At 68.1% G+C, this 21,287-nt stretch carries 17 protein-coding genes; 12 read left to right on the top strand and 5 right to left on the bottom strand.

The annotated features are described in order from the left end of the window. Nucleotides 1-163 precede the first annotated feature (163 nt). The gene (locus tag G1H10_RS23125) at nucleotides 164-1,153 is read left to right on the top strand and encodes an AraC family transcriptional regulator (protein ID WP_312856625.1); all 990 of its coding nucleotides are present in this window, start codon (nucleotides 164-166) and stop codon (nucleotides 1,151-1,153) included. Nucleotides 1,154-1,229: 76 nt separating this feature from the next. Here G1H10_RS23125 and G1H10_RS23130 read toward each other — a convergent pair whose 3' ends face one another. Both G1H10_RS23130 and G1H10_RS23135 read right to left on the bottom strand, forming a co-directional pair. Next, nucleotides 1,230-1,466, bottom strand: a complete 237-nt coding sequence (locus G1H10_RS23130; protein WP_163742237.1) for a hypothetical protein — start codon at nucleotides 1,464-1,466, stop codon at nucleotides 1,230-1,232. Between the two features lie 154 nt (nucleotides 1,467-1,620). Beyond that, nucleotides 1,621-3,039, bottom strand: coding sequence for a helix-turn-helix domain-containing protein (locus G1H10_RS23135; protein WP_163742240.1), 1,419 nt, complete (start codon nucleotides 3,037-3,039; stop codon nucleotides 1,621-1,623). A gap of 405 nt (nucleotides 3,040-3,444) precedes the next feature. Between G1H10_RS23135 and G1H10_RS23140 the strand changes: the two genes are divergently transcribed. The 5 genes from G1H10_RS23140 to hflX all read left to right on the top strand — a co-directional run bounded on the left by G1H10_RS23140 (nucleotide 3,445) and on the right by hflX (nucleotide 8,090). Continuing rightward, on the top strand, nucleotides 3,445-3,855 hold the full coding sequence (locus tag G1H10_RS23140) for a sensory rhodopsin transducer (RefSeq protein WP_174264593.1): 411 nt from the start codon (nucleotides 3,445-3,447) through the stop codon (nucleotides 3,853-3,855). Nucleotides 3,856-3,980: 125 nt separating this feature from the next. Continuing rightward, nucleotides 3,981-4,904 (top strand): tRNA (adenosine(37)-N6)-dimethylallyltransferase MiaA, encoded by a 924-nt coding sequence (miaA, locus tag G1H10_RS23145; RefSeq protein WP_163742243.1) that lies wholly within the window; start codon nucleotides 3,981-3,983, stop codon nucleotides 4,902-4,904. Between the two features lie 60 nt (nucleotides 4,905-4,964). Then, nucleotides 4,965-5,978: a diaminopimelate epimerase gene (locus G1H10_RS32530; protein ID WP_216853589.1), complete on the top strand. Its 1,014-nt coding sequence runs from the start codon at nucleotides 4,965-4,967 to the stop codon at nucleotides 5,976-5,978. A 238-nt stretch (nucleotides 5,979-6,216) separates the two neighbouring features. Continuing rightward, nucleotides 6,217-6,381: a hypothetical protein gene (locus tag G1H10_RS23160; RefSeq protein ID WP_163742246.1), complete on the top strand. Its 165-nt coding sequence runs from the start codon at nucleotides 6,217-6,219 to the stop codon at nucleotides 6,379-6,381. Between the two features lie 200 nt (nucleotides 6,382-6,581). Then, complete coding sequence (hflX, locus tag G1H10_RS23165) at nucleotides 6,582-8,090, top strand: GTPase HflX (protein ID WP_163742248.1); 1,509 nt, start codon at nucleotides 6,582-6,584, stop codon at nucleotides 8,088-8,090. A gap of 224 nt (nucleotides 8,091-8,314) precedes the next feature. On the opposite strand, the gene G1H10_RS23170 is transcribed toward hflX, so the two are convergent. Then, on the bottom strand, nucleotides 8,315-10,159 hold the full coding sequence (locus G1H10_RS23170) for a S9 family peptidase (RefSeq protein ID WP_163742251.1): 1,845 nt from the start codon (nucleotides 10,157-10,159) through the stop codon (nucleotides 8,315-8,317). Nucleotides 10,160-10,254: 95 nt separating this feature from the next. Between G1H10_RS23170 and G1H10_RS23175 the strand changes: the two genes are divergently transcribed. Next, complete coding sequence (locus G1H10_RS23175; protein ID WP_312856626.1) at nucleotides 10,255-12,435, top strand: ATP-dependent DNA helicase; 2,181 nt, start codon at nucleotides 10,255-10,257, stop codon at nucleotides 12,433-12,435. 102 nt (nucleotides 12,436-12,537) lie between these two features. On the opposite strand, the gene lexA is transcribed toward G1H10_RS23175, so the two are convergent. After that, entirely contained in the window at nucleotides 12,538-13,335 is a 798-nt protein-coding gene (lexA, locus tag G1H10_RS23180) for a transcriptional repressor LexA (RefSeq protein ID WP_163742254.1), read from the bottom strand. 624 nt (nucleotides 13,336-13,959) lie between these two features. Between lexA and G1H10_RS23185 the strand changes: the two genes are divergently transcribed. From G1H10_RS23185 to G1H10_RS23195, 3 genes are all read left to right on the top strand, one after another. Further along, the gene (locus G1H10_RS23185; RefSeq protein ID WP_216853590.1) at nucleotides 13,960-14,220 is read left to right on the top strand and encodes a LysM peptidoglycan-binding domain-containing protein; all 261 of its coding nucleotides are present in this window, start codon (nucleotides 13,960-13,962) and stop codon (nucleotides 14,218-14,220) included. Between the two features lie 410 nt (nucleotides 14,221-14,630). Further along, nucleotides 14,631-15,104 carry a transcriptional regulator NrdR gene (gene nrdR / locus G1H10_RS23190; protein ID WP_163742259.1) on the top strand — a complete coding sequence of 158 codons (474 nt, stop codon included), beginning with the start codon at nucleotides 14,631-14,633 and terminating at the stop codon, nucleotides 15,102-15,104. 101 nt (nucleotides 15,105-15,205) lie between these two features. Then, complete coding sequence (locus G1H10_RS23195; protein ID WP_163742261.1) at nucleotides 15,206-18,109, top strand: vitamin B12-dependent ribonucleotide reductase; 2,904 nt, start codon at nucleotides 15,206-15,208, stop codon at nucleotides 18,107-18,109. 175 nt (nucleotides 18,110-18,284) lie between these two features. Here G1H10_RS23195 and G1H10_RS23200 read toward each other — a convergent pair whose 3' ends face one another. Next, complete coding sequence (locus G1H10_RS23200) at nucleotides 18,285-19,250, bottom strand: spermidine synthase (protein WP_163742264.1); 966 nt, start codon at nucleotides 19,248-19,250, stop codon at nucleotides 18,285-18,287. Nucleotides 19,251-19,268: 18 nt separating this feature from the next. Between G1H10_RS23200 and mgrA the strand changes: the two genes are divergently transcribed. Next, nucleotides 19,269-20,330, top strand: a complete 1,062-nt coding sequence (gene mgrA, locus G1H10_RS23205) for an L-glyceraldehyde 3-phosphate reductase (protein ID WP_163742267.1) — start codon at nucleotides 19,269-19,271, stop codon at nucleotides 20,328-20,330. A 129-nt stretch (nucleotides 20,331-20,459) separates the two neighbouring features. Continuing rightward, nucleotides 20,460-21,206 carry a methyltransferase domain-containing protein gene (locus G1H10_RS23210; RefSeq protein WP_163742270.1) on the top strand — a complete coding sequence of 249 codons (747 nt, stop codon included), beginning with the start codon at nucleotides 20,460-20,462 and terminating at the stop codon, nucleotides 21,204-21,206. Nucleotides 21,207-21,287 lie beyond the last annotated feature (81 nt).

Consider the following 21,287-nt stretch of genomic DNA (forward strand, 5'->3'; position numbering starts at 1 on the left):
AGGGGGCCTGTTCGACGAAGCCACCGAAGCCCGTTACAAGGGGATAGAGTCCGTGAATGAAGAGCAGGCAAGGCTCTTGCCGCTTGCACGCCATGAGGTATGTGAATCCGTAGGCCCCGAGGGCGTCCGTGAGGTCCTCCACACTGCTCTGGGATGGGACGTCGTGGGCGTCGATTCCCAGGAGCCCGTTCTCCGTCCCCGTGTCCACCGCTACCTGATGCCAGACGTTCAGCTTGGATACGTCGAGCTGGGCGGCGACGTCTACCTGACGTACCGCATCCCGGATGATCGGCACGTCATCCACGCGCCGCTGTCCGGCGTCGCGGAGGTCACGCTCGGTCCGGAGCAGTACAGTCTGGCCCGGAATCGGGCCGTGGTATTCGGGCCGGCTGCTCGCCCGTCAATGCGGGTCAACGCGGGGTGCCGGATGCTGGTGCTGCAGATCAGACAGGCAGCACTGGAAGTGATGCTCAGCAAGCGCGTCAAGGACGGCATCGTCGCCACGCCGCTCCAGTTCGAGCGCCTGATGGACTTCCGCGGCCACGCGGGTAGCTGGTTCCGGGGGTGGCTGTTCATGGTCCAGGAGCTGGATACGCCCGGCTCGCTCCTGGAGGATCCCAGGCATGCGCGCCGATCGGAGCTTCTGATCATGGACACGCTGCTGGACGTGCAGCCGCACAACTACGCGCGTGCCCTGGACGAGAGATTCGAGGCCACTGCCGGGCAAGCCTGGGCGGATCCGCGCTGGGCGACCTTCCCCCGCTACCTGCGGGAGGCCGTGGAGATCATCGAGCGTAATCCGGAGGAGGACCACAAGACCAAGACGCTGGCCGCCCGGGTATCCATCAGCCCGCGGATGCTGCAGATCGCGTTCAAGGACTATCTCGGCACCACGCCGGGCCGGTTCCATCGCGACGTCCGGCTGGAGCGGGTACGTGAGGCTTTGCTCGAGGCATCGGCCGGAAGCGTGACGGTCGACCGGATCGCGCGCTCGTTCGGGTTCAATCACTACGGCTATTTCGGCGGCGTCTACCGCGAGAAGTATGGCGAATCACCGCGTATCGCGCTGCGCACAAGCCCGGAGCCGACGTCGATTCCACACCAGCGGAGCGGCACCGCCGACCGCGATGACGAACGCACGCGGAGGCGATGACCCAATCGTCTGCGGCGACCGTCGTCGGTGGGGACCGTCATGGGCACGACCGCCGACGGCACGACCGCCGACGGCGTCACTCGTTGACGTAGGTGTATTGCAGGGCGTCGGCCGCCGCTTCCTCCGGTTCGCAGTCCTCGTACAGCAGGGTGGTCGTGACGTCTGCGGAGCCGGATCGATGGTCCGTGGTGACGACGCGCCAATACGACCGGCCGTCCATGTCCTTCACCTCGTGCACAGTCACCTCTGCGAACAGGGTGGCGTAATGCGCCTCGTGTGCGCCGGCCAGCCTGGACGGATCTACGCGCCTCATGTCCCTGAGTGTGGCTCCAATCGTGGCGTCACCGCCATAGCGGACATTACGGGCACGTGTGTTCTGCGTCTCATGTCGCGCTTCGCCTCCGACGACGTGGAGAAAGGGCCCGTTGGTGATGTTAGGTGCGGAAACCTCGTCGTGACGGGTGTGCTCAGGTGAAGAGGTTGAGCTCGATCGCCAGGTCCTGTGAGGTCTTGAGGAGCGATCGTGCGGCGGGTATCGCGCCGTGCACGTCCAGGTCGCCGATCCGGTTATCACGCCAGGTGGGGTCGTCGAGCTCCAGCAGACGTTCGCGCAACAGCTCAACCTGCCGGAATTGCGGCCCGAACTGGGCGACCACCGCCTGCCCCAGCACGCTGGCCCGGCTTCCGGCCACTGGGCGGAGCCCTTGCGCCGCGAGCAGGCCGAGCGCGATGGACCGGACTGCCTGGCAGAGCAGCACGAACGCCGATCCTGGCGAGTGTCCGGCGACTTCTTCGGCGGAGGTCAGATGCGCGTCGGCGACCTCGAAGTATGGCCGGGCGTCGGCCGAGTCGCCGCTGAAAAGCTCGAGTTGGCCGTCGTCGAGGAATTTCCTGATCTTGTCGGCGCCGGTGGTCCAGGCGTCTGCCGCGGGCGGCAGTGCATTCAGGGCGGAGTGCGAGACGATCTGGACCACCGGCCGTCGGCGGCGCTGCGCTGGGACGCGCGCGGGCGCGGTCCTGTTGGGGGTGCGCCCGTTCGCGGCGTCACCGGCGCGCGGCGGTGGATGGACGACGTTGTAGGTGACGGGGCGGTGCAGCCGGGTTTGGGCGCGCCGTGCGGCGGCGGCGAGATCCTGGTCACTGACCTTCTCGTTTCGCTGCGGCGCGATGCGGACCTGGATCGAGTCCGGCTCGGGGCCGATCAGCCCGGCGAACCGCTCGGCCCAGGTGCCGACCAAAGCGATGCGGCCGATACCCGGCACGCGGCCGAACTCCTCGCCGATGACCTGCGGCACGCCGTAGGTCACTCGGATCAGTTCGGTGAGCGGCGTCAGCATGGGCTCGTCGGTGGCGGCGCGGATCAGCCGGATGGCCCCGTCGTACCTGGTGTACAGGATGCCGGCCTCTTCAAGCAGCTTGCTCTCCTTGGAGACTGAGGCGAGCGAGCCGCCCGCCTGCTCAGCCAGCTCAGAGAGACTGAACGCGCGGTTCGGGTTGAGCAGTGTGGCGGCCAGGATGCCGGCCTGGACCCGGGACCGGAAGACGGGGAGTAGCGCGGGCGTGCCCTGCGAGCGGCGGGCCGTGTGCGAGCCGTTCGGTGCCGTGGCGGTGACCATGGCATGGCCGAGCCGGTTCTGCCGACGGGCGGCTTCGGCGCCGGCGTCCAGGCGCTCGGCGGGCACATCCAGGACCGCGGCCAGCCATTGCCGCCACTCGCTTCGTGGCACCTGGCTGCCGCGCTCCCAGCGCGCGATCCGGTCGCGCCCCATGGTGCTTTTCCCGGATATCGCCGCGAGTTGATCGGCCAGCACGTACTGGCTCAATCCCAGGCGCTGGCGTGCCGAGCGGATGATCTGCCCAATGGGTTGATCGACGGTTGTAGTCATCTCACATGCACCCCTTCGTTCCACCTTCCGAACCCCCGTAAACGTGTCCCGGGGCCGGTTCTCCGGGATCGACATTACGGCCCGAAACGGACGCGAAGTGAGTGCGGTACGCGACGGCACTCGTTCATTTTGCGAAGACCGGCGAGATGGTGCGGCGTCTTAGTGACATCGCTGTGAACAGCGCGTTCATGATGATTGTCGAGTCCGGCTGCGGTTTCCTGGCGGCGAAATGTGGCATCGCATTTGGGTACTTTGTGCGTCTTTTCGCGCGTGTCGAATAGCGTCAGGGCGGAGTGAGTGCGGCGCCGGGCCGGACCTCTCTCGCCATGCCGATGTCCTTGACGAGACAATCGGCGTACGGGTGGCGTAATCGGCCACCATGACAGGGTCGACTCGGGAGGATCGTTGACAGACACCATCGCGACATCGCAGCCGGTCGAGGCGGAGCGTTCTCCGGCGGGTGAGGGACACCGCGTCTGGCACGTGCCGGATTGCTTCCTGCCGAGCCGGTCGGTGGGCGAGCACCCCAGTCACGAGGCGTTGTGCGTGCTGAACGTCTCCGACGAGGACGCGCGGCTGGAACTGCAGCTGTTCTTCGCCGACCGGGAGCCGGTGACGTCCGTGGTGACCGTGCCGGCGCGGCGGAACGTGCACATCCGCACCGACCAGCCGGAGATGGTCGGCGTCACCATCCCGCGCGACGTGCCGTACGGCTGCCGGATCCAGAGCTCGGTGCCGGTGACCGTGCAGTACAGCCGGTTGGACGCGCAAGACGGCTACGAACTCATGACCACCGCCGCGATGCCGATCGCCTGACGGCTCGTACGTCGGCGGCGGCCGCGGCGCACCTGTGGAACCGGCCGCCGGCGCGCGTCGTCGTCGTGCGCGGCGCCGTGTGAAACTGGACTGATGAGCATGGGTGGAGAGGGGAGACGGCGGACGTGACGCAGACGCCGATCGTCGCCGTGGTGGGCCCCACGGCCGCCGGCAAGAGCGACCTGGCCATCGAGCTTGCCCTGCGGCTCGGGGGAGAGGTGGTCAACGCGGATTCCATGCAGATCTACCGTGGCATGGACATCGGCACCGCCAAGGTTCCGCCCGCTGAGCGGCGCGGCGTGATCCATCACCTGCTGGACGTGCTGGATGTGACGGAGACGGCGACCGTCGCGGAGTTTCAGCGGATGGCCAGGTCGGCGATCGACGACTGCCGCGGGCGTGGCGTCGTGCCGGTCGTCGTCGGCGGCAGTGCGCTGTATGTGCGGGCGATCCTGGACCGGTTCGAGTTTCCGGGCACCGACCCCGACATCCGGGCGCGGCTGGAGGCGGAGCTGGCCGAGGTCGGGGCGGCGCGTATGCACCAGCGCCTCACCGAGAGGGATCCGGACGCCGCCGCGTCGATCTTGCCGAGCAATGGACGGCGCATCGTGCGGGCGCTGGAAGTGATCGAATTGACCGGCCGGGAGTTCTCCGCGACGCTGCCGCCCAGGGAGTACGCGTACGACGGCGTCGTGCAGGCGGGGCTGGACGTTCCGCGGCCGGTGCTGGACGACCGGATCGAGCGCCGGGTTTACGCGATGTGGGACGCGGGGCTGGTCGATGAGGTGCGCCGGTTGGAGGCCGCCGGGCTACGCGACGGCCGGACCGCCTGCCGGGCGCTGGGCTATGCGCAGGTACTGTCCTTCCTGGCCGGCGAATGCACCGAGGACGAGGCCCGGGAGGAGACCGTGCGAGCGACGCGGCGCTTCGCCCGGCGGCAGGACTCGTGGTTCCGCAAGGACGAGCGGATCGAGTGGATCCCGTTCGACGCGCCGGACCGGGCAGAACGCGCACTTCACCTCCCCATGATCATGAACACTTACCGTTGATATGGCACGGTTACTGTTCATGATCATGGGGGTAGGAGAGTCGGAGCAACGATACGTCGTATGGAGGCATTGGTGGACTTCGTCAAGGGGCACGGCACGGAGAACGACTTCGTGGTGGTGCCGGACCCGGACGGAGAGCTGGACCGGGTTCTGGATCCGCCGACCGTTCGGCGGCTGACCGACCACTACTCGGGGCTGGCGGCCGACGGTCTGATCCGCGTCGTGCGCACGGCGCGCGTCGACGAGGTCGCCGAGCAGGCCTCCGAGGCCGAGTGGTTCATGGACTATCGCAACGCGGACGGCTCGTTCGCCGAGATGTGCGGTAACGGCGTGCGTGTGATGGCCCGTTACCTGTTCGACCACGGCATGGCCGACGACGACACGCTCACCGTGGCCACCCGCGGCGGTCCGCGGACCGTGCGTGCCGAAGCGGATGGCGAGTACACGGTGCACATGGGCCGTGCCACACCGATGGGTGGCGGGGAAGATGGGGCGGCAGCCGTGGCGGACGGCGACGCGCACGTTGCCCGCGTCACCGTCGACATCGGGGCCGGCCGTACCTGGCCGGCCGTGGCGGTGGCCGCGCCGAACCCACATGCGGTTGTCTTCGTGGAGGATGCCTTGGATGGCGCGCCCACCGACCCGGACGGGGTGAGCTCCGGGGCGAGCGCGAGCGCGGATGCGGCAGGGCGGCCGGGGCACAGCGGAGCCGATCAGCACGGCCGGATGGATCCGACGAGCGTCTTGGCCCGCCTCGGCATGTTGGCGGAGCCGCCTACCCTGAGTCCGGAAGAGATCTTCCCGGAAGGGGCCAACGTCGAGTTCGTGACGGTGGCGGGGGAGCGGCATATCGCGCTGCGAGTCTGGGAGCGCGGGGTCGGCGAGACCCGCTCGTGCGGCACCGGCGTGTGCGCCGCGGCGTGGGTGGCGATGGTGCGTGACGGCGCTGCGGCGTCGACGTCGTACGTGGTCGATGTGCCGGGCGGTCGGCTGCGCGTGACGCGGCGCGACGACGGCGAGCTGCTGCTGACGGGACCCGCCGTGCTCGGTGTCCGCGGTAGCGTCACGATCTGACGTCGTGCCCGCGCTGACGTCGCACCCGCGCTGATCGGCACGCCCTGCGCCAGCGCTTCTGCGCAGCTCAGGAGCATGTGACGTAGGTTACAGAATCCTTATGCGTCTCCGGGGCGTCTCCTCCCATAGGACGACGCCGATTGCCGACCACAGTCTGATCTCGGGCTGTGATCCGCACACTAGCGTCGTACGTGGTGGCCTTCTGCGGGGGAGGGCTACCGGTTTGAGAGGTGGCAACATGATGAAGATCGAGTCGGAACGCCGTGAGGCGGTGCTCGCCAGCGCCGTTCTCCGTTCCCGTCGACGTGCTGCGCAGCGGAGAGGCCGCCGCCTGGCGGCTTCGGTGCGGACCACGTCGGCGTTGCGGTTGGCGGCGTCCACGCGGATGAGTCCCGAGCGGTGACGGCCCACGGCGTCGGCGGTGACCACACCGTCGGCGCCGTGCGGCCGGCGCCGTCGGCGCAAAAAGATGGTGATTGACGGCCGCTCACGTGTCATCCTTGGGTTACGGGAAGCGTGGGCGCGTCGTTCGCGTTATTCCTACAGACATAACTGGACATCCCTCATGTCCCGGTCCAAGCCAGCCGGGGCGGAAGAAGGAGCATGACGACAAACCCGCAGCGGGTCATCACTTTCGATCCATACACCGAGACGCCAGAGAACGACCTTGGGACGCATGACGCCGCGAGCGATGGCCGCGCGTCTGAGATCGACCCGCAGGATGCGGATCGGGCCGATGCTGAGCTCACCACCGGCGAGTTCGACCTCGAAGACCGTTATTCGTTGCGCCGCGTCGCCGGCCTGTCGACCGAACTCGAAGAGATCAGCGAGGTCGAGTACCGGCAGCTGCGCCTGGAACGTGTGGTCCTCGCCGGAGTCTGGGCCGACGGCACGTCCGCCGACGCGGAGAACTCGCTGACCGAGCTCGCCGCCCTCGCCGAGACGGCCGGTTCGATGGTGCTCGAGGGCCTGATCCAGCGGCGCAGGACGCCAGACCCGGCGACGTTCATCGGCTCCGGAAAGGTCGAGGAGTTGCGCGAGGTGGTCCTGACCACTGGAGCGGACACCGTCATCTGTGACGGAGAGCTGTCCGCGTCGCAGTTGCGCAACCTGGAAGACCGGATCAAGGTCAAGGTCATCGACCGGACCATGCTGATCCTCGACATCTTCGCGCAGCACGCCAAGAGCCGTGAAGGTAAGGCACAGGTCGAGCTGGCGCAGCTGGACTACCTGTCACAGCGTCTGCGCGGGTGGGGTGACAGCCTCTCCCGGCAGGCCGGTGGTCGGGCCGGCGGCGCGGGCGGCGGCGTCGGGACCCGTGGACCCGGTGAGACCAAGCTGGAGACGGACCGGCGCCGGATCCGGACCCGGATGGCCAAGCTGCGCCGGGACCTGGACGGCATGCGCACCGCGCGGGAGACCAAGCGGTCCGACCGTCGTCGGCACCAGGTGCCTGCGGTCGCCATCGTCGGGTACACCAACGCGGGCAAGTCCTCGCTGCTCAACCGGCTCACCGGCGCGGGAGTGCTGGTCGAGGACGCGTTGTTCGCGACGCTGGACCCCACCGTGCGTCGCGCGGAGACGCCGGACGGACGGGTGTACACCTTCGCCGACACGGTCGGATTCGTCCGCCACTTGCCGCACGAACTGGTGGAGGCCTTCCGGTCGACGCTGGAGGAGGTCGCCCAGGCGGACCTGCTGCTGCATGTGGTCGACGGTTCGAATCCCGATCCGGAAGGCCAGATCAGCGCGGTGCGCGAGGTGCTCGCCGAGGTCGGCGCCTCTGAAGTGCCGGAGATCGTGGCCGTGAACCAGTTCGACGCCGCGGACCCCTACGTCGTGACCCGGCTGCTGCGTGCCGACACCGGTGCGGTGGCGGTCTCCGCACGGACCGGGGAGGGCATCGACAAGCTCCGCTCGGTGATCGAGGAGAGCCTGCCGCAGCTTCCGGTGGAGGTCGACGCGCTGGTTCCGTACGACCGGGGCGAGCTCATCTCCAAGGTGCATTCCACCGGGGAGATCCTCACCGTCGACCACGAGCCGACGGGTACACGCATCCACGCGCGCGTCTCCGAACCGCTCGCCGCGGCCCTGCAGCCCTACGCCACGTAGCAGCCAGGGCGTACCTGTATCACGAACGCCCGGGAGCGGCCCGTCACCGGTGCTCTCCCGGGCGCTTCCCTGTCGCCTAAATGATCATGTGAAGTGGGTTTTCTCGTGCTTCAACAGGTCTGCAGACATGGTAGTGCTGGAGAAAACCCACTTCACATGATCATTTAGGGCAGGGTCGAGGGGTGCGGCGCAGCGGGTGGTGGTGTGACGTGACGTGACGGTGCTCAGTCGGCGGAGCGGCCGCCGAGGTGCTGCGCGAGGAACTTCTCGGCGGCGGCATAGAAGCGCTCCCGGTTCTCCGGCTTCGCCATGCCGTGCCCCTCGTCCTCGAAGAGCAGGTACTCGTAATCGAGGCCCTTCTCGGCGAGCGCATTGACGATCTGCTCCGCCTCGGCCTCCTTCACGCGCGGGTCGTTCTTGCCCTGTGCGACCAGGATCGGGATGCGGATGTCGTCGACCTTGGACAGCGGCGACGCCGCCCAGAGTAGGTCCTTCTCCGTCTCCGGATTGCCCACCCGGCTGTACATCAGCGAGATCTGCGGCTTCCAGTACTCCGGGATCGAGGTGAGCAGCGTGAGTAGGTTGGACGGTCCGACCAGGTCGACGGCGCACCGGAAGACGTCCGGTGTGAACGCCGCGCCGGCCAGTGCCGCGTAGCCACCGTACGAGCCGCCGTAGATCCCGACCCGCTTCCGGTCGATCCACTCCAGCCCGACCAGGTACTCGACGGCGTCGAGCAGGTCGGTGTGCATGGTCAGGCCCCACTGCTTGTTCCCGGCGTTGATGAACGTCTTGCCGTAGCCGGACGAGCCGCGGAAGTTGACCTGGACGCAGACATATCCGCGGTTGGCGAACCACTGCGCCTCGGGGTCATATCCCCAGGTGTCCCGTGCCCACGGTCCGCCGTGCACGTTGAGGACGGCGGGCAGATCCTTACGTTCCGCACCGACCGGGAAGGTCAGGTACCCGTGCACGGTGAGTCCGTCGCGGGCGGTGAAGCTGAACGGCTCCATCTCGGCCAGCTCGTATTGTTCCAGCTCGGGCCGGTGCGAGAACAGGTAGGTGAGTTCGCGGGTGTCGCGGTCGAAGATGTAGTACCGGATCGGCCCGTCAGAGAGCACGTCGTGCACGACCCAGCGGCGGTCGTCCCGCACCGACCTGGAGATGCCGACCTCACCGCGGAGTTGCGCACGCAGGAAGTCGACCTCGGCGCCGAACTCCGGATCCAGATGGACCCACTCCTTGCGTTCCTTGACGAACGTCACTCCCTGCGGTTCCAGGGTCTCCGGGTGCGACGTCACGCCGGCCACGTCGTACTCGGGATCCTCGGCGAGCACGCTCTGTTCGCCGGTGGCGAGATCGACCCGCAGCAACCGTGAGGCGTTCACGCCGATGCTGGAGGTCATGTACACGGTGTTGCCGTCGCGGCTGAACCCGTACACGCCTGTTGCGGTGACATCGTCCGGCCCCACCTCGAGCCAGGGCTCGTCCTCGCCGGTCTGTCGGTTGCGCACATAAACGACCGCGCCGCCGTCCTCGGTCATGGCGACCCCGCCGCGGATGTTGAGATCGGAGTCGACCATCCAGCCGGCGTAGCCGGGGTTGGTCTCGACCTTCTCGATCTCACGGGTGGTCAGATCCAGGCGGTACACGTCGTGCAGCGCCGGATTGTCCGCATTGAGGGCGATCAGCATGGTGGTCGGGTGCCAACGGTTGTGCGCGAGCACCCCGGCGGTCACCCCGGTCTGCGGCGTGACCAGCACCGCCTCTGAGGTTTCCAGGTCGAGGGCGTAGAGCCGCCAGTCTTCATCGCCGTCGGTGTCCTGAAGGTAGACGAGCGTGCGGTCATCGTGGCAGAAGTCGAACATGCGGATGCCGCGACCGCGATCCGCGGTGACCGGACGCGCCGCCGACGGATCATCCGCCGGACCGACCCACACGTTGAGGACACCCTCGTCGGGTGCGACGAAGCCCAGGCGCGTCCCATCCGGCGAAAGCGTGGGCGAGACACGTTGCGGATTTCCGAAGAGGACGTCGCGCGGGATCAGTTGCGGCCGGTCATCACTCATGAACCGATTCCATCACGGCGGTCCGACAGACGAGTCGCGGGGTGGCGGGCGGGCCACGATCGTCCGAGCGCGCCGAAAGGGGTAGCCTCACGTCGGTGAACCGCGATCAACCCTCGCTGACAGATGACGTTGACACGGCGCTCGACGACGCGGGTCTCGACGCCGCGCCACGGGCCCACGGCGAGGAGCTGATCGACGACGACGTATCGGGCGGCAGCGCGGACGACGAGGAACACAACGCCGCCGGCATCGTGGACCCCTATGCCGCGGACCGGGGCGAGGCTCCCCGCATCTCCCGCGCCAAGGACGTCAGCGTGCAGGAACTGTTGCATGCCGCGGTCACCTCGCTCGGCGGGTCGGAGCGTCCGGGCCAGGTGCAGATGGCAGAGGCCGTGGAGAAGGCGATCCGGACCGGCGAACACCTGCTTGTCCAGGCGGGTACCGGAACGGGCAAGTCGTTGGCGTACCTGGTGCCGTCGTTGTTGTTCGCCGCCGACATGGACGAGCCCACCGTCGTCGCTACGGCGACGCTCGCGCTCCAGGCGCAGCTGGTCGACCGTGATCTGCCGGCGCTGGCCGACGCGGCGGAACCGCTGCTCGGCCGGCGGCCACGGTGGGCGACGCTGAAGGGACGGGCGAATTACGCCTGCCTGCACCGGGTCCGCAACGGGGTTCCGGACGATCAGGGGGAGTTGGTCGCGGCGGACGATCTTTCCGTCGGTGCCATGGGCGCCGAGGTGATCCGAGCCCGTGACTGGGCGGAAGAGCAGGCGGAGCGCGGGGGTACCGGTGACCGTGACCGGTTGGAGCCCGGCGTCAGCGACCGTGCCTGGAGCCAGGTATCGGTGAGTGCGCGGGAGTGTCTCGGTGCGCAGCGTTGCCCGTACGGCACAGAGTGCTTCGCCGAGCGGGCTCGGTTTCGGGCCGGCGACGCCGACATCGTGGTGACCAACCATGCGCTGTTGGCGATCAATGCGCTGGAGGGTGTGCCGGTGCTGCCGGAGCACGAGGTGGTGGTGGTCGACGAGGGCCATGAGCTCGCTGCGCGGGTCACCAGCGTAGCGGCGGCCGACCTCTGGCCGGGCGTGGTGGACCGTGCGGCGACGCGATCTCGCTCCTACGCCGGTGAAGGCGATGCCGGCGAGTTGCGCCTGGCCGGAGAGCGATTGCGTCAGGTCCTCGCCGACGCTCCGGCCGCGCGGATCGACGAGTTGCCGGACGCGCTGCTGGAGGCGCTGGTCGGTGTGCGTGATGCGGCCCGGGCGGTGCAGTCGGGGTTCGCGGCGTCCGGCGATCGGGAGAAGGAACCGGACGCGGAGGCGGCCCGACGTGCGGCCAAGACCATGGTGGACGAGATCTTCGAGACCGCGGAACGGATCCTGGCCGAGAGCGAGCACGATGTCGTCTGGGTGGAAGACCGCGATCGGGGCGGCAAGATCCTGCGCATCGCTCCGCTGACGGTGGCCGGGTTGCTGCGAGACAAGCTGTTCGGCGAAACGACGGTGATCGCCACCTCGGCCACGCTCGAGCTGGGAGGCTCGTTCGAGGCGGCCGCCGGCGCGTTCGGACTGACCGGAGAGAAGGCACCCGCCTGGCGTGGCCTGGACGTCGGGTCGCCGTTCGACTACGCCAAGCAGGCGATTCTGTATGTCGCCCGGGACCTGCCGACACCCGGGAGAGATGGTCTGCGTCCGCAGGCGGTCGATGCCCTCGTCGAGTTGATCTCGGCGGCGGGCGGACGCACGCTTGCGCTGTTCTCCTCCAGGCGAGGTGCGGAAGAAGCGGCCGAAGCGGTGCGTCAGCGACTGCCGGAGCTGACCATCCTGTGTCAGGGCGAGGACATGGTGCCGACGCTGGTGCGCAAATTCAGTGAAGACAGCGCGACCAGCCTGTTCGGCACGCTCTCACTCTGGCAAGGTGTCGATGTGCCGGGCGACTCGTGCCGGCTGGTGATCATCGACCGGCTGCCGTTCCCGCGTCCGGACGAACCGTTGAGCTCCGCGCGCCAGCGCTGGGTGGAGAAGAACGGCGGGAACGGCTTCATGACGGTCGCGGCGAACCATGCGGCGCTGTTGCTGGCCCAAGGGGCAGGGCGGCTGATACGGCGGTCGACCGACCGGGGCGTCGTGGCCGTCTTGGACCCCCGCCTGGTCACCGCTCGCTACAGCAATTACCTGCGCGCCTCGTTGCCGCCGATGTGGTTCACCTCCGACCGCGCCGTCGTCACGGGAGCATTGCGGCGACTGAACGAGCCGGCGCCGGCACAGCCCGACTGATGACCGCCGGCTGCCAGGCCGCGATGATCGCGCCTGACAGCCGACGGCCGTGGCCAAGCCGGAGGGTATTGAACTCGCGCTACCGCGTTGCGCACAGACAGATCAGATGCGTCGCATCACGGCGACCACGCGGCCGAGGATGGCGGCGTCATCACCCGGGATCGGGTCGTACGCGTCGTTGTGCGGCAGTAGCCAGACACCGTCGTCGCGACGCTTGTACGTCTTGACGGTGGCTTCCCCGTCGATCATCGCCGCCACGATCTCGCCGTTCTCGGCGACCTGCTGCTGGCGCACGACCACCCAGTCACCGTCGCAGATGGCGGCGTCGATCATGGAATCCCCGGTGACGTTGAGCATGAACAGTTCGCCCTCGCCCACCAGCTCGCGGGGGAGCGGGAAGACGTCCTCGACCGCCTGTTCGGCCAGCACCGGGCCACCGGCGGCGATCCGGCCGACCAGCGGGACGTAGGACGGTGCCGGCAACGGCGTGTCCTCGGGTGTCGGTTCGGCCTCGACCGGCGCAGTCTCTTGATCGCGTTGCGGCGGGGCCAGCACCTCCAACGCGCGCGGCCGGTGCGGGTCCCGGCGGATATACCCCTTCGCCTCCAGGACGCTCAGCTGATGCGACACGCTGGACGGGCTGGCGAGGCCGGCCGCCTGCCCGATCTCACGCATGCTCGGCGGATATCCGCGACGCTCGACCGCATCACGGATGACCTCCAGCACCTTCCACTGGCGCGGCGTCAGGATGGGACGACCGCCCGTGGTCGGGTCGGGGAACTGGTGAACAGAGGCACCCCGTGCGGAGCCCGAGTTCACCTCCTGCTCATTCTTGCCTTGTCTGGCCACGACGCTACCTCCGGGTAGTTCTGCCGCACGGCCCTGGACACGCCGTGGCATGTGCCAGAGCCCTGTGCCTGTTGATCTATCGACGTCAGGCTAGCTCGAAAACGCGACACGATCAAACATCTGTTCGAGGGTTTCTCGACATTGTCGGTGCCACGGTGTACAAATAATCGCACGGATGTTCTATCGAACGGCTGTTCGGTACCTTCCGTGTGTCGTGTCCGGAAAGAGCTGGAGGTAAAGGCGATGTCGATCACGTCGACGCGGCCGGCGGCGCGTTCCGTCGCGCTTGCCCGCGAAGCGAGTGAGGCGCCTGAGTCCGACGCGTCGCGGCGTGTCGGCCCCCGCACCGATGGGTCGGGCTCGGCACATGGGCGACAGTTGGTCGACACGCGCGAGGACGGTGGTTGGGACTCTCTGTCAGACCAGCCCGGGATGGCGGTGGTGCTTCCGTTCACTCGGCCGGCGCGGACCGCCGAACCAGCCGAGACCGGTGATCGTGGCCGGGCGCCGGTGGTAGCGCCGTCTCCGACGCTCCGACCGCGGCGACCCGCGGTGAGTGACGAGCCACGTCTGCGACGCATCGGGGCAGAGTCGGGGCGGTCGCGCCGTGCGGGATGCGCCACGTCTGCCGCGCCGAGTATGCATGGGTCGCGGCTCACTCGTCGCGGTCGTGTTGTGGTCGCCGCCCTGTGGATGGTGCTGGTGGCACTGGCGGCGCTGCCCATCGTCCAGTACGTGGGCGGAACGAGCGCTGAGGTCGAGACGGTTCGGGTCGAGGTCCAGCCCGGTGACACGCTGTGGCAGTTGGCGCGGGAGGTCGACCCTGACGGTGACCCGCGCGCAGTGGTGGACGCGATCATGGGTCTCAATGGCCTGACGTCTGGAGCGGATATCCGCCCGGGTGACACGCTGACGGTTCCCGCTGAGGGCCGCTGAGCCGCCTGGGCGGCCGACCGCCGAGTTCTGACGGCTCGGTTACCGCGGCGCGCGGTTCTCCCTGAGCCACGGCGGGGTCTCCACATGGAGGAACGTGGAAAGCGTATGTGCCGAGCGTGGCCTTGCTCACGGCGATTCGGCGAGGTGTGCTTGCTCACTCTCGGCTCGAGCGACGTGGGCCGATGTGGCGGCGACGCGCCGAGTGTCGGCCGTCGTGTGGCGTGTGACCTGCTCGGATGAAGAGGTGGCGGCCGTTCCTTCGGATTCGGTTGCATGCCCACTCGTTGCGACGTACCGTACCCCTAGATGTAGTAGTTACATAGCTGTAAGTAGTCCACAGATTGTGGTCGGTAGTGCACAGGTTGTCCCCAACTCATCCACAGGTCAGGTAACGGAAGGGAGAGATTGCCGTGAACTGTCCCTTCTGCCGGCACCCAGACAGCCGGGTGGTCGACAGCAGGACCGCCGATGATGGCGCGGCCATTCGGCGGCGGCGGCAGTGCCCGGCGTGTGAGCGCCGGTTCACCACTGTCGAGAAGCTGACGCTGGCCGTGGTGAAGAGGTCCGGGGTGACCGAGCCGTTCAGCCGGGAGAAGGTCATCGCCGGGGTGCGTAAGGCGTGTCAGGGCCGGGGCGTCGACGAGGACGCGCTGGCCAGGCTCGCGCAGCGCGTCGAAGACCACATCCGCGGCTCGGGTTCCGCCGAGATCCCGAGCAACGAAGTAGGGCTGGCCATTCTCGAGCCGTTGCGGGAGCTCGACGAGGTGGCGTACCTGCGGTTCGCAAGCGTCTATCGGAGTTTCGACACTCTGGCGGATTTCGAAGCCGAGATCGCCGCACTGCGGGGCGACCGGACGGAGCACATGCCAGAGCCACAGCACTGAACGTCCACCGCAGAGAACTGAAGATCCGGCTCGATTCCGGCACGCCATGCTCACTCCGGGCGGGTGTCGGCAACGGGGGAACGAACACGAGGGAGCATTCCATGACAGAGACGGTGAGCGGTCCGAGCCGCGGCGGTTCCCGGGCGAAGGGTCCGGGGCGGGGCAGGGGCAAAGGGGCCGCACGGGGACTCACCATCCAGCGGCTCTACACCACACCTGGCGTGCATCCATATGACGAGGTGAGCTGGGAGCGACGGGACGTCTCCCAGCAGAACTGGCAGACGGGGGAGACGGTCTTCGAGCAGAAGGGCGTCGAGTTCCCGGAGTTCTGGTCGTTGAACGCCTCGACGATCGTCACCACCAAGTACTTCCGCGGTGCGCTCGGTACCGATGCGCGCGAGTGGAGCTTGAAGCAGCTCATCGACCGTGTAGTGAAGACCTATCGCAGCGCGGGTGAGGAGCACGGCTACTTCTCCACGCCGGACGATGCGGAGATCTTCGAGCACGAGCTGACCTGGATGCTGCTCCACCAGGTCTTCAGCTTCAACTCGCCGGTGTGGTTCAACGTCGGCACCGCGTCCAAGCAGCAGGTGTCGGCCTGTTTCATCCTCTCGGTGGACGACTCGATGGAGTCGATCCTGAACTGGTACGCCGAGGAGGGGATGATCTTCAAGGGCGGTTCCGGTGCCGGCCTGAACCTGTCCCGGATCCGGTCCAGCAAGGAGCTGCTCTCCTCCGGAGGTACCGCATCCGGCCCGGTGAGCTTCATGCGCGGTGCGGACGCCTCGGCCGGCACGATCAAGTCCGGCGGTGCGACGCGGCGAGCGGCCAAGATGGTCGTGCTCGACGTCGACCACCCCGACGTGGAGGAGTTCATCGAGACGAAGGCACGCGAAGAGCACAAGATCCGGGCGTTGCGCGACGCCGGCTTCGAGGTGGATCTGGGCGGCAAGGACATCGTCTCGGTGCAGTACCAGAACGCGAACAACTCCGTGCGGGTCTCCGACGAGTTCATGCGTGCGGTCGAACAGAACGAGAAGTTCGGCCTGCGGGCACGCATGACGGGGGAGGTCATCGACACGGTCGACGCGCGCGATCTGTTCAACAAGATGGCCCAGGCGGCCTGGGAGTGCGCGGATCCCGGCATCCAGTACGACGACACCATCAATGACTGGCACACCAACCCCGAGACCGGCCGCATCACGGCCAGCAACCCGTGCTCGGAGTACATGAGCCTGGACAACTCGTCGTGCAACCTGGCCAGCCTCAACCTGTTGAAGTTCCTCAACCCGGACGGCAGCTTCGACGGCGAGACGTTCGCCAGGGCGGTCGAGCTGATCATCACCGCGATGGACATCTCGATCTGCTTCGCGGACTTCCCCACGGAGAAGATCACCGAGACCACGCGGGCGTACCGCCAGCTCGGTATCGGCTACGCCAACCTGGGTGCGCTGCTCATGGCGTCGGGTTTCGCATACGACTCGGAGGCGGGCCGGGCGATGTCGGCGGCCATCACCTCGCTGATGACCGGTGCGGCCTACAAGCGCTCCGCCGAACTGGCCGGCGTCGTCGGACCGTATGACGGTTTCGCTCGCAACGCCGAGGCGCACGCCCGGGTGATGCGCAAGCACGCGGCCGCCAACGACGCGCTGCGCACGCACTCGTCGCTCGACGGGGCCGTGCAGAAGCTGGCGACCACGTACTGGCAGGAGGGAAACAAGCTCGGCGAGACGAACGGCTGGCGGAACGCCCAGGCCAGCCTACTGGCGCCGACCGGCACCATCGGCTTCATGATGGACTGCGACACCACGGGGATCGAGCCGGACTTCTCCCTGGTGAAGTTCAAGAAGCTGGTCGGTGGCGGCTCGATGCAGATCGTCAACCACACCGTGCCCGAGGCGCTGCGCAAGCTCGGGTACACCGAGGAGACGATCGAGGCCGTGGTCGAGTACATCGCCCAGCACGGCAATGTGGTGGACGCGCCCGGCCTGAAGCCGGAGCACTACGCGGTCTTCGACTGCGCGGCGGGCCAGCCCCGGGCGATCGAGCCGATGGGCCACGTGCGGATGATGGCGGCGGTCCAGCCGTTCCTCAGCGGTGCGATCAGCAAGACCGTGAACATGCCCGAATCCGCCACAGTGGAGGACATCGAGGAGGTCTACCTCGAGGGCTGGAAGCTCGGCCTCAAGGCGCTGGCGGTGTACCGGGACAACTGCAAGGTGGGCCAGCCGCTGTCGGACGGCAGCAGCCGCAAGGACAGCAATGAGCCGGAGAAGGAAGTGGTGGTCGAGTACCGGCCCACGCGCCGTCGGCTGCCGAAGTCCCGCCCGAGCCAGACCACGTCGTTCACGGTCGGCGGCGCGGAGGGCTATGTGACCGCCGGCTCGTATCCGGACAACGGCCTGGGTGAGGTCTTCCTCAAGCTGGGCAAGCAGGGTTCGACGCTGGCCGGGGTGATGGACGCGTTCTCCATCGCCATCTCGATAGCGCTGCAGTACGGCGTGCCGTTGGAGACCTACGTCGAGAAGTTCACCAACATGCGCTTCGAACCGGCCGGCATGACCGACGACCCGGATGTGCGGATGGCGCAGAGCGTCGTCGACTACATCTTCCGTCGGCTGGCGTTGGATCACCTGCCGTTCGAGACCCGGTCCGCGCTCGGCATCTACACCGCGGCGGAGCGGACTCAGCAGCTGAAGACGGGTGAGTACGCACCCGTCGACGACGACACGGCGTTCGAGGTCGAGTCCTATCGGCAGTCGGTGCCGATGAGGGAGAGTTCGGCCGCGACGCAGGAGGAGGAGCGGTCCGCGGAGAGCGATACGGCCACGGCCGCCGCGGCCAAGCCTGCTCCGGCCGATGCGCACACCTCGGCGGAGCTTCTGGAAGCGATCCAGGGCACCAGCACCGATGCTCCGTTGTGCATGACCTGCGGCACCAAGATGCGCCCAGCCGGCAGTTGCTATGTCTGCGAGGGCTGTGGTTCGACGAGTGGCTGCAGTTGATATATGAGTCGCCCGGCGGCGCCAAGATTCGGGCACGGACGCTGAAGCTGGCGCTCGCCGGGTGACATCCCCCAAGACCCCACGTTCGTCCGTTGGGAAAGGGAAGCGGGGAACCGGTGACTTGTCTCCCGGTTCCCCGCTTCACTGTCGTGCGAGCTGGAACACTCACCGAGGCTCACTCAGAATCGTGCCGGGGACGGACCCCGGCCACCAGCTCACGGACCCGAGGCGGTTCCACGTATCTGGCCCGCACGGCGCCGCCCGCCAGCCGGCGGATCAACGCCTCGGCCGGCAACTCCGCCTGGGACGCCACGACCAGCACGTTCCCGTACCGGCGGCCGCGCAGCTGGGCCGGTTCGGCCACCAGCGCGACGTGCCGGAACACCTCCAGCGCCGACGCCGCCTCCACCCGAGACTCCCGTACCCGCGCGCTGTCGGCGACGTTCGCCACGTAGATCCCGTCACCACGCAACACCCGCGCCACTTCCTGGCACCATCCGACGGTGGAGAGATGCGCGGGGACACGTGCCTTGGGCGCGTCCGTGTCGTCGTCGGCGCTGGGGTCGTCGGCGCGCACCCGGTCGCTGAACGCGTCCCGGATGATGATGTCGGCATCGTCGTCGGCCAACCCGGACAGCCCCGCCCGGCCGTCGCCGGTCTTCAGCCGCAGGCCCGCGACGCCGCGAAGCCCGAACGCGGAACGGGCCAGCGCCACCATCCCGGCGTCGACCTCGAATACCAACTGCCTCGATCCCGGCCGGGTGGCGGCGATGTACAGGGGAAGCGTGCACCCGGCGCCGCCCACGTGGACGGCGTCGATCGGTGCTCCGTCGGCTGCGAAAACGTCGAGGATCCGGCCGGTCCATTGCATGTACTCGAAGTCGAGCCGCGTCGGATCGTCGAGGTCGACGTGTGAGCTGGGCACGCCGTTGATCGCGACGGTCCAGCCACGCTGGCGCTCGTCGTCGGGGATCAGGTCCGCAACGCCCCCGTCGATCTCGAACGACCCCTCGGCCGGCTCGGCCCGCTGACGCCCTCGACGCGTCGGGCGGGACCGCGGGTGCGCGGCGCCGGCCGAGGACGATGCGGATCCGGGGCTGTGGGAGGGGCCCGCACGGCGGGACGAACGGCGGTTCGGCATAGACGATAGGTTCGCACCATGGCACAACGACCTCCAAAGAACCTGCATGCCAACGCGCCGTACCAAGCGGCCGAGTCGCGATACGACGCGATGGAGTACCGACGCAGCGGCCGAACCGGCTTGCAGCTGCCCGCGGTCTCGCTCGGGCTCTGGCAGAACTTCGGCGACGACACCCCGCTGGCGAACCAGCGCCAGATCATCAGGACGGCGTTCGACCACGGCATCACCCACATCGATCTGGCGAACAACTACGGCCCGCCGCCCGGTTCGGCGGAGACGAACTTCGGCCGGATCTTCGCCGAGGACCTGAAGCCGTACCGGGACGAGCTCATCATCTCCACCAAGGCCGGATACGACATGTGGCCCGGCCCGTACGGGGAGTGGGGGTCGCGGAAATACCTGCTGGCGAGTCTGGACGCGTCGCTGGAACGAATGGGCCTGGATTATGTCGACATCTTCTATTCGCATCGCTTCGACCCGGACACGCCGCTGGAAGAGACGATGGGCGCGCTCGACACGGCGGTACGGTCGGGCCGGGCTCTGTACGCGGGTATCTCGTCGTACTCGCCGGAACGGACCCGGGAGGCGGTGCAGATCATGGCCGACCTCGGCACTCCGATCGCGATCCACCAGCCGTCGTACTCGATGTTCAACCGGTGGATCGAGGACGGCCTGCTGGACGTCACCGGTGAACACGGGATGGGCGTGATCGCCTTCTCGCCATTGGCGCAGGGCTTGCTCACCGGCAAGTACCTGAACGGCATTCCCGACGACGCGCGCGCCGCCCGGCCGGGGTCGTTCGACCCGTCGCTCATCACCGACGACGCGGTGCGGCGGCTGCGGGCCCTGAACGAGATCGCGGCGCGGCGCGACCAATCGCTGGCGCAACTGGCGTTGAGCTGGGCGCTGCGTGATCGGCGGGTGACGTCGGTGCTGGTCGGGGCTCGGACCGTGGATCAGCTCATGGATAATCTGGGCATCCTGCAGCGGCCGGAGCTGACCGACGACGAGCTGGCGGAGATCGATCAGTACGCTGTGGAAGCCGGTTTGAACCTGTGGGCGCGGTCCAGCGACAGCTGACGCGTCAGACGTCGTATCGGTGGGGAACCGGCGCTGCATCGCCGGGCCACACGTAGGGTGGGGTCTGGGTGCGATGCTCGGACGTGGGCGGGCGCAGGAGGGCTTCGGTCGATGGGCAACGGTGGTGGGATGACGGACCATTCGCATCGCGGGGTGCGCGGATCCGCGGTGTGGGAACAGGTCTCCGGCGTGGTGGCGCGGCGCACGTCGGCGCTGGGCCGGGCTGGACTTGACATCGTCGACGTCGGCGGCGGCAGCGGTATCTTCGCGGTGCCACTGGCCGCCGACGGCCACCGGGTCACCGTCGTGGACCCAAGCCCGAACGCGCTGGCCACGTTGCGGCAGCGGGCCAGCGAGGCGCAGGTGACCGACCTGGTCGCGGCGGTTCAGGGGGACGCTGCCGGCCTGGGCGCACTGGTCGGCAAGGAGTCCGCGGATCTGGTGCTGTGTCACGGTGTGCTCGAGGTGGTGGACGAGCCGTCGTCCGCCCTGGCCGGCATCGCCGAATGCCTGCGGCCCGGTGCGCTGGCCAGTATCGTCGTCGCGCAGCGCAACGCTGCCGTGATCAGCAAGGCGGTGGCGGGTCACCTGCATGAGGCGCGCCGGCTGCTCGACGACCCGGACGGCCGATGGGGGCCGACCGATCCGCTGCCCAGGAGGTTCCGCGAAGCTGAGCTGAGGGCGGTGTTGGCGGAGACGGGCTTCACCATCGAGGAGATCCACGGGGTGCGGATCTTCACCGATCTGGTGCCTGGCGCACTGGTCGACGAGCCGGCCGACGTCCGGGCGCTGGCGGCGCTGGAGGCGGCCGCGGCCGGCGTGCCGGAGATGCGCGCGATGGCCGCCGTGCTACACGTGATCGCGGCGCGTCCGTGATGGGCCGGATGAGTGATGCGGCGCCGGTTCGAGGCCGGCCCGGACCATCGCTAGAGCGCGATCCGCACGATTGGTCCGATT

The organism is Phytoactinopolyspora halotolerans (genome assembly GCF_010550675.1).
GTDB lineage: Bacteria > Actinomycetota > Actinomycetes > Jiangellales > Jiangellaceae > Phytoactinopolyspora > Phytoactinopolyspora halotolerans.

Excerpts from the sequence above, each read along its gene's own strand:
- G1H10_RS23130 (WP_163742237.1), bottom strand. The coding sequence starts at position 1,466 with ATGAGGCGCGTAGATCCGTCCAGGCTGGCCGGCGCACACGAGGCGCAT.
- G1H10_RS23135 (WP_163742240.1), bottom strand. The coding sequence starts at position 3,039 with ATGACTACAACCGTCGATCAACCCATTGGGCAGATCATCCGCTCGGCA.
- G1H10_RS32530 (WP_216853589.1), top strand. The coding sequence starts at position 4,965 with ATGGAGGCATTGGTGGACTTCGTCAAGGGGCACGGCACGGAGAACGAC.
- G1H10_RS23160 (WP_163742246.1), top strand. The coding sequence starts at position 6,217 with ATGATGAAGATCGAGTCGGAACGCCGTGAGGCGGTGCTCGCCAGCGCC.
- hflX (WP_163742248.1), top strand. The coding sequence starts at position 6,582 with ATGACGACAAACCCGCAGCGGGTCATCACTTTCGATCCATACACCGAG.
- G1H10_RS23170 (WP_163742251.1), bottom strand. The coding sequence starts at position 10,159 with ATGAGTGATGACCGGCCGCAACTGATCCCGCGCGACGTCCTCTTCGGA.
- lexA (WP_163742254.1), bottom strand. The coding sequence starts at position 13,335 with ATGCCACGGCGTGTCCAGGGCCGTGCGGCAGAACTACCCGGAGGTAGC.
- G1H10_RS23195 (WP_163742261.1), top strand. The coding sequence starts at position 15,206 with ATGACAGAGACGGTGAGCGGTCCGAGCCGCGGCGGTTCCCGGGCGAAG.
- G1H10_RS23200 (WP_163742264.1), bottom strand. The coding sequence starts at position 19,250 with ATGCCGAACCGCCGTTCGTCCCGCCGTGCGGGCCCCTCCCACAGCCCC.
- mgrA (WP_163742267.1), top strand. The coding sequence starts at position 19,269 with ATGGCACAACGACCTCCAAAGAACCTGCATGCCAACGCGCCGTACCAA.
- G1H10_RS23210 (WP_163742270.1), top strand. The coding sequence starts at position 20,460 with ATGACGGACCATTCGCATCGCGGGGTGCGCGGATCCGCGGTGTGGGAA.